Consider the following 14,172-nt stretch of genomic DNA (forward strand, 5'->3'; position numbering starts at 1 on the left):
CAAAGGAGGCCAGATGAATGGCTAATCATCCATTTGAAATATTTAATTTAAATACAAATCTTATTGATGCAGTTAAAGATTTAAATTTTAATAAACCTACTGAAATTCAAAATAGAATTATTCCACGTATAAAAAAAGGAACCAATTTAATTGGTCAATCACAAACCGGTACTGGCAAATCACACGCCTTTTTATTACCTTTAATAGATTTAATTAATACTGACATTAAAGAACCTCAAAGTATTGTTGTTGCACCAACTCGTGAATTAGCACAACAATTGTATAAAGTGGCTAGTCATCTAGCTAGTTTTCAATCAGATATTAAAGTAAGTTTATTTATTGGTGGTACTGACATAGAGAAAGATAAACAACGAACAAATCAACAACCTCAATTAGTGATTGGTACACCAACACGAATCAATGATTTAGCTCAGAGTGGACATTTGCATATTCATAAGGCATCATATTTAATTATCGATGAAGCAGATTTACTCATTGATTTAGGCTTAATAGAAGATGTTGATTATATTGCTGCTCGTTTAGATGAAAATGCTAATATTGCAGTCTTTAGTGCAACAATTCCAAAATCATTAGAACCGTTTTTAAATAAGTATCTTAGTCACCCTGAATATGTTGTAGTTGATAACAAATCCCAAAATAAAAAAAATATTGAATTTTATTTGATTCCTACTAAAGGAACTGAAAAAGTTGATAAAACTTTGCAATTAATTGATATACTAAATCCATATCTATGTATTATTTTTTGTAACAGTAGAGAAAATGCAAATGAACTTGCTCAATCTCTTAATGAGTCTGGCATTAAAGTTGGTATGATTCATGGCGGTTTAACACCAAGAGAACGTAAACAACAAATGAAACGTATTCGGAATTTAGATTTCCAATATGTTATTGCAAGTGATTTAGCTTCAAGAGGAATTGATATTGAAGGCGTTAGTCATGTAGTGAATTTTGATGTTCCTAATGATATTGATTTCTTTACTCATAGAGTGGGTAGAACAGGACGTGGAAATTATAAAGGCGTGGCTCTAACATTATATAGCCCAGATGAAGAACATAATATTTCTCTTATTGAAGATAAAGGCTACCACTTTGATAATGTTGATATTAAAAATGGAGAACTTAAGCCAATCAAAGCGCACAATACACGTCATAAACGCGAACGTAAAGATGATCATTTAACAAATCAAGTAAAACATAAAGTAAGAAGTAAATCTAAAAATAAAGTTAAACCAGGTTATAAAAAGAAATTTAAACAAGAAGTAGAAAGAATGAAACGACAAGAAAGAAAGCAATACAGTAAACAACGTAGTAGACAACAACGAAAAAACAATAAAAAAGGTTAGGTGAAACAAATGTTAATTGGCTCACATGTATCAATGAGTGGTAAAAAAATGTTAGAAGGATCGGCCGAAGAAGCACATCAATTTGGTGAATCAACATTTATGATTTATACAGGTGCACCTCAAAATACAAGAAGAAAAAGTATAAACGATTTAAATATTGAAAAAGGGCATAAAGTTATGGAACAATATGGTTTATCAAATATTGTTGTACACGCTCCTTACATAATAAACATAGGAAATACAACGAAACCTGAAGTTTATGAATTAGGTGTTAATTTCCTTCAAAATGAGATTGAACGTACGCAAGCTTTAGGAGCGAAAGATATTGTCTTACATCCAGGTGCACATGTAGGTGCTGGTGCAGATAAAGGAATTAATCAGATTATTAAAGGATTAAATGAAGTGTTAAACCATGATCATGATGTACGAATTGCACTTGAAACAATGGCTGGAAAAGGAACAGAAATTGGACGTAGTTTTGAAGAACTTGCTCGCATTATTGATGGTGTGACACATAACGATCGGTTATCTATTTGCTTCGATACCTGTCATACACATGATGCTGGTTATAATATCAAAAATGATTTTGATGGCGTTTTGAATGAGTTTGATAAAATTATTGGAATAGACCGTATTAAAGTTGTTCATGTAAATGATAGTAAAAATGAACAAGGTGCACATAAAGATCGACATGAAAATATTGGATTTGGATATATTGGTTTTGATGCTTTGAATAATGTGGTACATCATGAAGCTTTTAAAGACATTCCTAAAATCCTTGAAACTCCTTATGTAGGAGAAGATAAGAAAAATAAAAAGCCGCCTTATCGCTTTGAAATTGAAATGTTAAAATCTCAAATTTTTGATCCTAAATTAAAAGAAAAAATATTGAATCAATAATTAAAATAAGAGTAAGATAGCATAATCTACAAAGAGACTATCTTACTCTTATTTTAATTCGTAAACATTACTATTTACAAAAAACATATATAATTGTATAGTATTTAGCGAGGTGAAAAGATGAATCAACCTGTTTTTGAATTGAAAAATATTGATTATTATTTTGATAATAAACAAGTATTAGAAAACATTAATATCCGAATTAATAAAGGTGACTTTCTTGCAATTGTTGGTCCTAATGGAGCAGGAAAATCTACTCTTTTAAAGGTTATTCTTGGCTTGTTACCATTACAACGCGGTGAAATATACATTGACGGGAAATCTTATAAAAAAAATACTCAATCTGCATTAAAAATTAGTTATGTGTCTCAAAAAGCCAATGCTTTTACTGCAGGATTTCCTGCTAGTGTGAAAGAAGTCGTTTTAAGTGGTTTAACTAAAACGAAAAGAATTTTTCAGTGGTTTAATAAAAGTGATGAACAACAAGTAGATAATGTTTTACATCGTTTAAATATTCATCATCTAAAGAATAAAAATATTGCAGAATTATCAGGTGGACAACAACAACGTGTACTAATTGCACGCGCTTTAATTTCAAATCCATCCGTCTTAGTATTAGACGAACCGACAAATGGGATTGATGCAAAACATGTGAATGAATTCTATGCCACCTTGCAACATTTAAAAGAAGAAGGTATAACGATTATTTTAGTTACTCATGATATAGGCGTTGTGGTAGACACAGCTACAAAAGTCGCTTGTTTAAATAAACATCTTCATTTCCACGGTTCTACTGAAGAATTTAAATCTCTTGATGAAGTTGAAATTTCAAAAATATATGGTCATCCAATTAAATTTGTTGATCATCAACATAATCGTTCATGCTGTGAAGCATAATTTTAAATAGGAGTTAATTATGATAAGTATATGGATTGAATTAAGAGGTGAATATCGTGATTGAAGCATTGTTAAATTTTGATTTTATGAGATATTCACTTTTAAGTGGGATATTGATTGGTTTTATTGCACCTTTAATTGGTGCATTTATAGTGGTAAGGCGATTATCATTAATTGCTGATGCTTTAAGTCACGTCACACTAGGCGGTATTTCGTTTGGAATGTTTATTATTACCTTATCACCAGCATTAGCATTTATAAATCCTATGTGGTTTGGTATAATCTTTGCAATAGTTGGAGCTTTACTTATAGAAAAATTAAGAACTTCATATTCAAACTATCAAGAAATTGCAATTCCAATTATAATGAGTGCAGGAATTGCATTAAGTGCAATTTTTATTTCTCTAGCTGATGGGTTCAATCAAGAAATTGTTGGATTATTATTTGGATCAATTAGTGCTGTAAATTTAAGTGACTTAATCACAATTACGATTATTTCAATCGTCGTATTATTATTCATTCTTTTATTATACAAAGAATTATTTATTTTATCTTTTGATGAGGAATATAGTAAGGTTATTAATATTCCAAAATGGATTCAGTTTTTATTTATAACGATTGTTGCTATGGTTATTTCTGCATCAATGAGAGTAGTAGGAATTTTACTCGTGAGTGCATTAATTACATTACCTGTGGCTATAGCAATGCGATTAACTAAAGGATTTAAACAGTTGATTATCTTAAGTATTATTATAGGTGAATGTTCTGTTATTCTAGGGCTTACCTTAGCATTTTATATTAATATATCTCCTGGTGGTGTCATCGTGGTATTATTAGTTCTAATTTTAGGAATAACGATGTTACTACAGAAAACTAAGCGAACTGCCAAAAAGGAGCATTAAATTATGAATACAAACGACGCTATTAAAATTTTAAAAGACAATGGGTTAAAATATACTAAGAAAAGAGAAGATATGATTAATATCTTTGTTAATGAAGATAAATATATTAATGCTAAATATATACAACAACAATTAGACAATGATTATCCAGGTATATCTTTTGATACTATTTATCGTAATCTTCATCTTTTTAAAGATTTAAATATTGTTGAAAGTACAGAATTAGATGGAGAAATGAAATTTAGAATCGCTTGTACTAATCACCATCATCATCATTTTATATGTGAAAATTGTGGAGATACAAAAGTAATAGATTTTTGTCCAATTGAGCAAGTTAAGCAATTTCTACCTAATGTAGATATTCATACTCATAAATTAGAAGTATATGGTATATGTGAAACTTGTCATAATAAAGGTATAAATTAAAATGAGAAATGTTCTGAGACGTAAATAAACGTCTCAGTTTTTTTATAGGTCAAAAGTCTGAATTTTTACTAATATTGAAATATAATGTTTAAAAACTACTAAAATGAGATATAAAAAGAGTATAATAAGAAATATGACAACTATGTGAATAATATTTAAAGCAAATGATTTGTTGCACATCATATAGCTTGTTATGATTTATGTAAAGATAATTTAGGAGGATGATTATTTATGGCTTTTGAATTACCAAATTTACCATATGCAGCAGATGCATTAGAACCACATATCGACAAAGAAACAATGGAAATTCATCATGACAAACATCATAACACTTATGTTACAAAATTAAACTCTGCAGTTGAAGGTACTGATTTAGAATCTAAATCAATTGAAGAAATTGTTGCAAATTTAGATAGTGTACCTGAAAATATTCAAACAGCAGTACGTAATAATGGTGGAGGTCATTTAAATCACTCATTATTCTGGGAATTATTAACTCCTAATTCTGAAGAAAAAGGTACTGTAGTTGATAAAATTAAAGAACAATGGGGTTCTTTAGATGAGTTTAAAAAAGAATTCGCTGATAAAGCTGCAGCACGTTTTGGTTCAGGTTGGGCTTGGTTAGTAGTAAATAATGGAAAATTAGAAATTGTTACTACTCCAAATCAAGATAACCCTATTACTGAAGGAAAAACTCCAATTTTAGGCTTAGATGTTTGGGAACATGCTTATTATCTTAAATATCAAAATAAACGTCCAGATTATATCAGTGCTTTCTGGAATGTTGTAAATTGGGAAAAAGTAGACGAGTTATACAATGCTGCTACAAAATAATAAATAAAAAAAGTATTTATTAGTGATCTCTTTTTGGGAGATCACTTTTTTTATGAAAAATATAGAAAAATTATACAATTTCATATATCATTTATAAGTATACATGATTAATAATTGAGGTCGGTTGTCTTGCTTAAAAGATTAAAAGAAAAATCAAATGATGAAAAAATAAAACATACGATGAATAAACGAATTCGTTTTATATTTGGTGCAATTGTTTTGATTTTCGTATTAATTGTCCTAAGACTAGGATATTTACAAATTGCACAAGGTGCACATTATAGTCAATTAGTGAAAAATGATGAGAATATTACTGTCAATGAGTCCATACCACGAGGAAGAATACTAGATAGAAATGGCAAGATTTTAGTTGATAATGCTTCGAAATTAGCAATTACCTACACGCGTTCTAGAAAAACAAGTCAACAAGACATGTTAAATACCGCTAAAAAATTAGCTAAACTCATTACAATGAATACTGATAAGATTACAAAGCAAGATAAACAAGACTTTTGGATACAAAATCATCCAAAAGAAGTTAATAAATTAATGAAAAAAGAAACAACTATGCTTAACAATGGTAGCATAAGTCAAGAACAGTATGATAAACAATTACATAGTAAAATTAAAAATACTCAATTAAATAGTTTATCTAAGCATGATTTACAAGTGTTAGCTATATATAGAGAAATGTCATCTGGATCTACACTTGATCCGCAAATGATAAAAAATGAAGATGTTAGTGAAAAGGAATATGCTGCTGTTTCTCAACAATTGGATAATTTACCTGGTGTCAATACTTCAATGGACTGGGATCGAAAATATCCATATGGTGAAACTTTAAGAAGTATATTTGGTAGTGTTTCTACACCTTCTGAGGGTATTCCTAAAGAATTAACTGAACAGTATTTAGCAAAAGGATATTCTAGAAATGACAGGGTAGGGAAAGCTTATCTAGAGTATCAATATGAAGACATTCTACGTGGTAAAAAGAAACAGCTGAAATACACTACTGATAAATCTGGTAAAGTTATTAGTTCTAAAGTGATTAACCCTGGGTCACGTGGAAATGATTTACAACTAACAATTGACATTGATTTACAGAAAAAAGTTGAGTCTCTGTTAGAAAACGAAATAAAAACACTGCGTAGTCAAGGAGCAACCAACATGGACAATGCGCTTGTAGTTGTTCAAAATCCTAAAAATGGTGATATTCTTGCAATGGCTGGAAGACAAATTGATAAAAATGGTGAACTGCTAGATTATGATTTAGGTAACTTTACTGGCCAATTTGCAGTCGGTTCTTCTGTTAAAGGAGCAACCTTATTAACTGGTTATCAAAATCATACTATCAAAGTCGGTGAAGAAATGATTGATGAACCTTTACACTTTAGAGGCGGACTAACTAAACGTTCTTATTTTAACCAAAATGGCAAAGTCCTAATTAACGACAAAGAAGCATTAATGCATTCTTCAAACGTATATATGTTTAAAACTGCTTTAAGACTAGCTGGTGATCCTTACTCAAGTGGTATGAGTTTACCTAATAATATTGAAGAAGCTGGTCAAAAACTAAGAAAAGGTCTAAATCAAGTAGGATTAGGTGTTAAAACAGGTATCGATTTACCTAATGAAACAATTGGTCAAATTGAACCATTAACTAATAATCCAGGCAATTATTTAGATTTATCAATAGGTCAGTATGATACTTATACACCTATTCAACTTTCACAATATATATCTACAATTGCAAATAATGGTTACAGAGTACAACCGCACATTGGTTTAGCTATACATGACGCAACAAATAGTGATCAAGTAGGACCGGTAAAAGATAAAATTAAAGGTAATATACTAAATAAAGTTAATAATTCTCAAGATGAGATAGATGAAGTAAAACAAGGATTCAAGATGGCTTTCAATGAAAAAGATGGTACAGGCTATGCAAGCTTCCATAAAACTGTTGTTCCATCAGCTGGTAAAACTGGTACTGCTGAAGTTTATCAAAATGGACAATCTAGAGTTAACTCAACATATATAGGTTATGCGCCTATTAAAGATCCTAAATTAGCTTTTTCTATCGTATATACTAATCAACCTGTTCCACCACCATGGTTAAATGGGGGAGATTTAGGAAGAGATATCATTAATTACTACTTTAAAAATGAAAAATAATTTTAATAACCGTTGATAAGATGCTTTTCTACTTAATACTAGTAAAAATTAATACTTTTCAATTAATCGTCTAAGTGGTATGATAATAAAGTCGTATTTAGAAAAGGTAAGGAGGTATAATCATGCGCGTAAACGTAACATTAGCTTGTACTGAATGTGGTGACAGAAACTACATTACTACTAAAAATAAAAGAAACAATCCTGAACGTATTGAAATGAAAAAATATTGTTCACGTGATAACAAACAAACTCTACATCGTGAAACTAAATAATATTAAAAGTAAAAAAGGTTGGAACAAAATTGTTCCAACCTTTTTTACTTTAGTAGATTATTCAACCATTAATCATCTTAAATATATAACTAGCAATTATATTTATTTTATATAGATTAATATATTTTTTAACTTAAAATAATTTGAATTATTACAAATGACATCACTATATAATAACGTTATAATATATTAAAGGATGGGAGAAAGAATGGGTAAAAAGCAAATTAGAAAAAATATTTTATCACAAATGAAAGACTTTGATAAAAAAAATAAGCGTAAAGCTGATATTTGGTTAATGAAACAGTTAATTGAAAATGAAAAATTTAAAAAAGCACATCGTATCGGTATATTTTTGTCTATGCCACACGAGATTAATACATACAATATTATTAATTTCGCTTTAGATAATGGAAAACAAATTTTTGTGCCCGATACAGATTACAGAAGTCGTAATATGAATTTTAAACAACTATTAGATTTGTCATCAATAGCTACCGATGATAAAGGTATTAATTATGTTAATGAAGATACATCTATTAGTAATGAGATGGACTTACTTATTGTACCTGGAATAGCTTTTCAAACAAATGGTTTTCGTATAGGATACGGAGGAGGTTACTATGATAAATTTCTAAATCAACACGATATTAACTCAATTAGTCTTACATATGACTTCCAAATATCAGATTTCGATGTGGAAAAATATGATCAACCTGTAGATAATTTAATTATATGTAATACTAAGTTTGGGAGGAATTAATGAATATTGATAAACTATATTGGAAATCAATTTATTATTGGATCAAATATTTTAACTATAAATTAGAACACACAGATAAAAATACAAATGAAATTTGGTTATCCAATAAGAAAAAAGAAGAACTTATTGTATTTAGAAAAGAAGTGAGTTCAACTCAAGAGATACGCTTCGACAAATCTAAAATAAATGATCATAAAGAGAATTTACAAAAAAAGTTAGGATTTAAAATTAAAAAAGTCGAGTTCTTCTACTTTTTAGAAACATCGATGAATATTGATCATCTCGATGAAATGCATCCTACTAAGTTGATTTATCATAGTATCATTAATGAAAAAGACTTAGAAAATACAATGCCTAATTTTATTTTAAAAAAGCGCATTAATAAAAAAGAAAAAAAATCATCGTTGGATTATAAAAAACGTGTACTTAATACGAATCTTGTTGATAAGTATATGATGATGTTTTCACCAATGACTTATACACTTATAGCTATAAACGTTCTAATATGGTTATATATGAAGATTTATCTAAATCATTTTTCAGATATTAAGTTACTAGATGTTGGGGGATTAGTACACTTCAATGTAGTGCACGGAGAGTGGTACCGTCTTATTACCTCGATGTTTTTACATTTTAATTTTGAACATATTTTAATGAATATGCTATCTTTATTCATTTTTGGTAAAATTGTAGAGACTATCGTTGGTCCATATAAAATGTTAGGTATCTATTTAATTTCTGGTTTATTTGGAAACTTTGTTTCGTTATCCTTTAATATAAGCACCATATCTGTTGGTGCAAGTGGAGCTATTTTTGGTCTTATAGGAGCTATTTTAACGATGATGTACTTAAGTAAGACTTTTAATAAGAAAATGATAATACAATTGTTAGTTGTTGTATTAATATTGATTTTTGTCTCGCTATTTATGTCGAACATTAATTTAATGGCTCATTTAGGTGGTTTCATAGGTGGTTTCCTTATTACATTAATAGGCTATTATTTTCATGAGAACCGTAATTTATTTTGGTTATTTTTAATTTTATTATTAGTACTTTTTGTTTTATTACAAATTAGAATATTTTCAATTAAAGAGGAAAATATTTACGATAAACTTATTAAAGACGAAATGATATCTTATAATTATGATAATGCTTTATCAATTGTTGAACATACAATCAATAAAGGATACGATGATGATGAAACATATTACTTAAAGGGTTTAATAACTGCTACTAAAAGTTCTAAAGCAGAAGCAATGGCTGATTGGGAAAGAGGCCTAAGAAGTCATCCTAACTCTGCATTACTAAACTATGAATTATCCATAGCTAATAGAGCATTAAATGATAACGATAAATCTTTAAAATATATAAAAAAAGCTTTAAAAATTGATGGCAACAACCAAAGCTATAAAAATTTAGAAAAAGAATTGAAAGATAGTAATGAATCTAAAAATTAACAATTTTTATGATGTCTTGCAACTTTTGAAACATTATGGTTTTATTATATATTTTAAAGATAAAGAAGATATGTATGAAATGATGCAACAAGAAATACGTTCTCTTTACAATTATGATCTTTTATCAAAAGAAGAATATCTAAAATGTATTTTAATAATTAATCAAAGAAGGAATGAGCATAAATGAAAAATATTATTTTAGCAGCTGATATAGGTGGAACAACATGTAAACTAGGTATCTTTGATACGAAATTAGAACGATTACATAAATGGTCTATTGAAACCGATACTTCAGACCATACAGGTCGAACATTATTAAGGCAAGTCTTTGATTCTTTTAAAGAAGCAACTGAATCTTATCACTTTGATCTTCAAAATGTTATCGGAGTTGGTATAGGAGTTCCCGGTCCTGTTGATTTTGAAACGGGAATCGTACATGGGGCTGTTAATTTACATTGGCCTGGAAATGTAAATGTGAGAGAGATTTTTAGTGAATTTATAGATTGTCCTGTATATGTTGATAATGATGCAAATGTAGCTGCACTAGGTGAAAAGCATAAAGGTGCGGGTCAAGGTGCAAATGATGTAGTTGCTATTACACTTGGTACTGGTCTTGGTGGAGGTATCATTTCAAATGGTGAAATTGTACATGGTCATAATGGTTCAGGTGCGGAAATAGGTCATATTAGAACTGATTTTGATCAACGTTTTAATTGTAACTGCGGCAAATCAGGATGTATTGAAACTGTTGCTTCAGCTACTGGAGTTGTTAATTTAGTCAATTTTTATTATCCTAAACTTACTTTTAAATCATCTATTTTATCACTTATAAAAGAAAATAAAGTAACTGCTAAAGCTGTATTTGATGCAGCAAAAGCAGGAGATCAATTCTGCATATTTATAACAGAAAAGGTCGCAAATCATATCGCTTATTTATGTAGTATAATTAGTGCTACAAGCAATCCTAAATATATTGTTTTAGGTGGAGGAATGTCTACAGCAGGATTAATATTAATTGAAAATATTAAAACAGAATATCATAATTTAACATTTACTCCTGCTCAAAAAGATACTGAAATTGTCCAAGCAAAACTTGGAAATGATGCTGGTATCACTGGTGCTGCTGGACTAATAAAAACATATATAATTGAAAAGGATGGTGTTAAATAATGGCTATTGTTGATGTAGTTGTTATACCAGTTGGAACGGAAGGTCCAAGTGTTAGTAAATATATTGCAGAAATCCAAATGAAACTAGAAGAATTTAAAAAACAAGGTAAAATCGACTATCAATTAACACCTATGAATACGCTTATCGAAGGTGATCTTAAAGATTTATTTGAAGTAGTTCAAGCAATTCACGAATTACCATTTGATAAAGGATTAAATAGAGTATGTACAAATATCCGTATTGATGATAGAAGAGATAAGTCTCGTAAAATGAATGATAAGTTAAAATCTGTTCAAAAACATTTAGATAAACAAGGTGAGTAATATGAGAATTTCTAATTTATCTTTAGGATTAGTTGATACAAACGCATATTTTATAGAAAGCGATAACAGTGTATTATTAGTTGACCCTGCCGGAGAATCTGATAAAATATTTAAGCAATTAAATCAAATCAATAAACCTTTGAAAGCAATATTACTTACACATGCTCATTTTGATCATATTGGTGCTTTAGATGATGTATTATCCAAATATGATGTACCTGTTTATATGCATAAAGAAGAATTTTCTTTCTTAACTGATCCTGAAAAAAATGGTTCTTCAAAGTTTAAACAATATGGTATGCCACTCACTACTAGTAAAGCTCAACCAATTGCTTTAGATGAAGGTAATTTTACAATTGATGAATTTAAATTCAATGTTATTCATACACCAGGTCATTCACCAGGAAGTTTAACTTACGTTTTTGACGATTTTGCAGTAGTCGGAGATACATTATTTAATAACGGTATTGGAAGAACAGACTTATATAGAGGAGACTATGAAACATTAGTAAACTCAATTAAAGACAAATTATTTGAATTAGACGGAGATTTGCCTTTATTCCCAGGTCACGGTCAATACACTACGGTAGATGATGAACAACTCAATCCATATTTAGATGGACAATAAAAAAAGTAATTTAAACACCTCTTACGTTTATATATGTAGGAGGTGTTTTTTTGAAATTATTATTTCAAGAAATAATTAATAAAGCAATTTCAAAAAATGCAAGTGACGTACACTTTATTCCTTCAGAGGATAAAGTACATATTAAATTCAGAGTGAATGATAGGTTAGAGACGTATGAAATATTTAGTAATGACATTTATGAAAAATTATTAATTTATATGAAATTTAAAGCAAATTTAGATGTATCAACACATCAAGTAGCTCAAAGTGGTAGATATACTTATCATGCTAAATCAATATTTTATTTAAGAATTTCTACTTTACCTTTGTCATTAGGAATAGAAAGTTGTGTTATCAGACTTATCCCTCAATATTTCACTTCTAAAAGAGAGTATAAAGACTTTAATGACTTTAAACCTCTAATGAATAAAAAGCAAGGTCTCATTTTACTTACTGGTCCAACAGGTTCAGGTAAAAGTACTTTGATGTATCAATTAGTACTCTATGCTTTTCAAGAATTAAATTTAAATGTTATTACAATAGAAAATCCTGTTGAACAATTATTAAAAGGCATAACACAAGTGTCAGTAAATCATAAAGCTGGTATAGATTATGTTAATTCATTTAAAGCAATATTAAGATGTGATCCAGATGTTATTTTAATTGGTGAAATTAGAGATGCTGAAGTGGCAAAATGTGTTATTCAAGCAAGTTTAAGTGGTCATTTAGTGCTAACCACTATGCATTCAAGCAATTGTAAGGGCGCAATACTCAGATTGTTAGAGATGGGGATTAGTGTTCAAGAAATTTCACAAGCAATAAATGTCATTTCAAATCAAAGATTAGTTACAACTACTTTAAATCAAAGAAAGCTTGTTTGTGAGTCTATTACAAATAATCAAATTCAATATTTTTTTGAACATAACCATACGCTTCCTGAGACATTTAATAATTTAAAAGAAAAATTGTTATCGCTATCGAAAGAAGGTCTTATATGTGAAGATGTGGTTGAAAAATATATTTAACAAACATTCTAAAGTTCTTAGCGAAAACCAACAAATTATACTTCTAAATAATTTGAATAACTTACTTAAAAGTGGATTTACATTATTAGAATGTTTTAATTTTATAAATTTGTATTTTAATTATAAAAATAAAGATATAGCAAATAAGATAGTTAAAATAATAAAAACGGGAGGAGAATGCGATCAAATATTAGAATTAATAGGCTATCCTAAATCTATTATCACTCAAATTCAATTTGCGCAGAAATATGGAAATATAAATGAAGCACTAGAGGAAGCAATAAATTATTTAAAAACAAATCTTCAAGCTAAACAACGAATATTAAAAGCTATTCAATATCCCATTATTTTAATTGCAATATTTATAACTATGTTAAGTATATTAAATTATACAGTTTTACCTCAATTTAAACATCTGTATTCAATGATGGATGTTAAACTCAATTTATCACAAGCTATTATTACATATTTAATTAGTCATTTACCGCAAATTTTTCTTTTTGTTTTTTCTACTTTACTAACTTTATCCATCATTATATTTATCTTTCTTAATAAATTAGATATATCCAAAAAACTTACATTCATTTCTTACATACCAATTGTACGTTTTTATTATTCGACTATAAAAACATATCAACTTGCTAATGATTTAGCTTTATTTTATAAAAATGGTATTAGTATTCAACAAGTCGTAGATATGTACATTCATCTACAAAACAACTCATTTTTGAATTATATTGGTATCGTTATTCAAAATGAACTAAATAGAGGCATTAATTTACCCAATATTTTAATTAAAATACCTTGTTATCAATATGATTTAATACAGTTTATTAAGCAAGGTGAGAAAAACAATAAATTAGATATTGAGTTGAAAATGTATTGTCAAATATTAATTCAAAGGCTCCAACAAACAGCTTTAAAACAATCAAAAATGATCCAACCTATCGTATTTATATTCTTAGGAGCCTTTATAGTCAGCTTGTATCTAGTGATCATGTTACCCATGTTCCAACTTATGCAAAATATTAAATAAAGT

At 28.6% G+C, this 14,172-nt stretch carries 16 protein-coding genes; all 16 read left to right on the plus strand.

Annotated features, from left to right (window positions below):
• Positions 1–17 precede the first annotated feature (17 nt).
• The 16 genes from HMPREF2953_RS05665 (at position 18) to comGB (ending at position 14,169) form a co-directional block, all read left to right on the plus strand.
• Positions 18–1,364, plus strand: a complete 1,347-nt coding sequence (locus tag HMPREF2953_RS05665) for a DEAD/DEAH box helicase (RefSeq protein ID WP_002449896.1) — start codon at positions 18–20, stop codon at positions 1,362–1,364.
• Positions 1,365–1,373: 9 nt separating this feature from the next.
• On the plus strand, positions 1,374–2,264 hold the full coding sequence (locus tag HMPREF2953_RS05670) for a deoxyribonuclease IV (protein ID WP_049336097.1): 891 nt from the start codon (positions 1,374–1,376) through the stop codon (positions 2,262–2,264).
• 120 nt (positions 2,265–2,384) lie between these two features.
• The gene (locus HMPREF2953_RS05675; RefSeq protein WP_070672204.1) at positions 2,385–3,161 is read left to right on the plus strand and encodes a metal ABC transporter ATP-binding protein; all 777 of its coding nucleotides are present in this window, start codon (positions 2,385–2,387) and stop codon (positions 3,159–3,161) included.
• Positions 3,162–3,217: 56 nt separating this feature from the next.
• The gene (locus tag HMPREF2953_RS05680) at positions 3,218–4,063 is read left to right on the plus strand and encodes a metal ABC transporter permease (RefSeq protein ID WP_049336102.1); all 846 of its coding nucleotides are present in this window, start codon (positions 3,218–3,220) and stop codon (positions 4,061–4,063) included.
• Between the two features lie 3 nt (positions 4,064–4,066).
• A complete protein-coding gene (locus tag HMPREF2953_RS05685; protein ID WP_002455286.1) occupies positions 4,067–4,489 on the plus strand; it encodes a Fur family transcriptional regulator in 423 nt (140 codons plus the stop codon).
• A gap of 231 nt (positions 4,490–4,720) precedes the next feature.
• The gene (locus tag HMPREF2953_RS05690) at positions 4,721–5,323 is read left to right on the plus strand and encodes a superoxide dismutase (protein ID WP_002449767.1); all 603 of its coding nucleotides are present in this window, start codon (positions 4,721–4,723) and stop codon (positions 5,321–5,323) included.
• A 129-nt stretch (positions 5,324–5,452) separates the two neighbouring features.
• Positions 5,453–7,498: a peptidoglycan D,D-transpeptidase FtsI family protein gene (locus HMPREF2953_RS05695; protein ID WP_070672206.1), complete on the plus strand. Its 2,046-nt coding sequence runs from the start codon at positions 5,453–5,455 to the stop codon at positions 7,496–7,498.
• A 122-nt stretch (positions 7,499–7,620) separates the two neighbouring features.
• On the plus strand, positions 7,621–7,770 hold the full coding sequence (rpmG, locus tag HMPREF2953_RS05700; protein ID WP_002449881.1) for a 50S ribosomal protein L33: 150 nt from the start codon (positions 7,621–7,623) through the stop codon (positions 7,768–7,770).
• A 208-nt stretch (positions 7,771–7,978) separates the two neighbouring features.
• Complete coding sequence (locus HMPREF2953_RS05705; RefSeq protein WP_070672208.1) at positions 7,979–8,530, plus strand: 5-formyltetrahydrofolate cyclo-ligase; 552 nt, start codon at positions 7,979–7,981, stop codon at positions 8,528–8,530.
• The gene (locus HMPREF2953_RS05710) at positions 8,530–9,987 is read left to right on the plus strand and encodes a rhomboid family protein (RefSeq protein ID WP_070672211.1); all 1,458 of its coding nucleotides are present in this window, start codon (positions 8,530–8,532) and stop codon (positions 9,985–9,987) included. The genes HMPREF2953_RS05705 and HMPREF2953_RS05710 overlap by 1 nt, the downstream gene beginning before the upstream one ends.
• Positions 9,971–10,174 (plus strand): YqgQ family protein, encoded by a 204-nt coding sequence (locus HMPREF2953_RS05715; RefSeq protein ID WP_070672213.1) that lies wholly within the window; start codon positions 9,971–9,973, stop codon positions 10,172–10,174. The genes HMPREF2953_RS05710 and HMPREF2953_RS05715 overlap by 17 nt, the downstream gene beginning before the upstream one ends.
• Positions 10,171–11,157 carry an ROK family glucokinase gene (locus HMPREF2953_RS05720; protein ID WP_002449785.1) on the plus strand — a complete coding sequence of 329 codons (987 nt, stop codon included), beginning with the start codon at positions 10,171–10,173 and terminating at the stop codon, positions 11,155–11,157. The genes HMPREF2953_RS05715 and HMPREF2953_RS05720 overlap by 4 nt, the downstream gene beginning before the upstream one ends.
• Positions 11,157–11,480, plus strand: coding sequence for an MTH1187 family thiamine-binding protein (locus tag HMPREF2953_RS05725; protein WP_002449910.1), 324 nt, complete (start codon positions 11,157–11,159; stop codon positions 11,478–11,480). The genes HMPREF2953_RS05720 and HMPREF2953_RS05725 overlap by 1 nt, the downstream gene beginning before the upstream one ends.
• Before the next feature lies 1 nt (position 11,481).
• Complete coding sequence (locus tag HMPREF2953_RS05730) at positions 11,482–12,108, plus strand: MBL fold metallo-hydrolase (RefSeq protein WP_049336109.1); 627 nt, start codon at positions 11,482–11,484, stop codon at positions 12,106–12,108.
• 50 nt (positions 12,109–12,158) lie between these two features.
• On the plus strand, positions 12,159–13,133 hold the full coding sequence (gene comGA, locus HMPREF2953_RS05735) for a competence type IV pilus ATPase ComGA (protein WP_002449861.1): 975 nt from the start codon (positions 12,159–12,161) through the stop codon (positions 13,131–13,133).
• Positions 13,105–14,169, plus strand: coding sequence for a competence type IV pilus assembly protein ComGB (gene comGB / locus HMPREF2953_RS05740; protein WP_070672215.1), 1,065 nt, complete (start codon positions 13,105–13,107; stop codon positions 14,167–14,169). The genes comGA and comGB overlap by 29 nt, the downstream gene beginning before the upstream one ends.
• Positions 14,170–14,172 lie beyond the last annotated feature (3 nt).

This window comes from Staphylococcus sp. HMSC072E01 (assembly GCF_001814125.1).
GTDB lineage: Bacteria > Bacillota > Bacilli > Staphylococcales > Staphylococcaceae > Staphylococcus > Staphylococcus hominis.

Coding starts and splice junctions, on each gene's coding strand:
- HMPREF2953_RS05665 (WP_002449896.1), top strand. CDS start 18: ATGGCTAATCATCCATTTGAAATATTTAATTTAAATACAAATCTTATT.
- HMPREF2953_RS05670 (WP_049336097.1), top strand. CDS start 1,374: ATGTTAATTGGCTCACATGTATCAATGAGTGGTAAAAAAATGTTAGAA.
- HMPREF2953_RS05675 (WP_070672204.1), top strand. CDS start 2,385: ATGAATCAACCTGTTTTTGAATTGAAAAATATTGATTATTATTTTGAT.
- HMPREF2953_RS05685 (WP_002455286.1), top strand. CDS start 4,067: ATGAATACAAACGACGCTATTAAAATTTTAAAAGACAATGGGTTAAAA.
- HMPREF2953_RS05690 (WP_002449767.1), top strand. CDS start 4,721: ATGGCTTTTGAATTACCAAATTTACCATATGCAGCAGATGCATTAGAA.
- rpmG (WP_002449881.1), top strand. CDS start 7,621: ATGCGCGTAAACGTAACATTAGCTTGTACTGAATGTGGTGACAGAAAC.
- HMPREF2953_RS05705 (WP_070672208.1), top strand. CDS start 7,979: ATGGGTAAAAAGCAAATTAGAAAAAATATTTTATCACAAATGAAAGAC.
- HMPREF2953_RS05710 (WP_070672211.1), top strand. CDS start 8,530: ATGAATATTGATAAACTATATTGGAAATCAATTTATTATTGGATCAAA.
- HMPREF2953_RS05715 (WP_070672213.1), top strand. CDS start 9,971: ATGAATCTAAAAATTAACAATTTTTATGATGTCTTGCAACTTTTGAAA.
- HMPREF2953_RS05720 (WP_002449785.1), top strand. CDS start 10,171: ATGAAAAATATTATTTTAGCAGCTGATATAGGTGGAACAACATGTAAA.
- HMPREF2953_RS05725 (WP_002449910.1), top strand. CDS start 11,157: ATGGCTATTGTTGATGTAGTTGTTATACCAGTTGGAACGGAAGGTCCA.
- HMPREF2953_RS05730 (WP_049336109.1), top strand. CDS start 11,482: ATGAGAATTTCTAATTTATCTTTAGGATTAGTTGATACAAACGCATAT.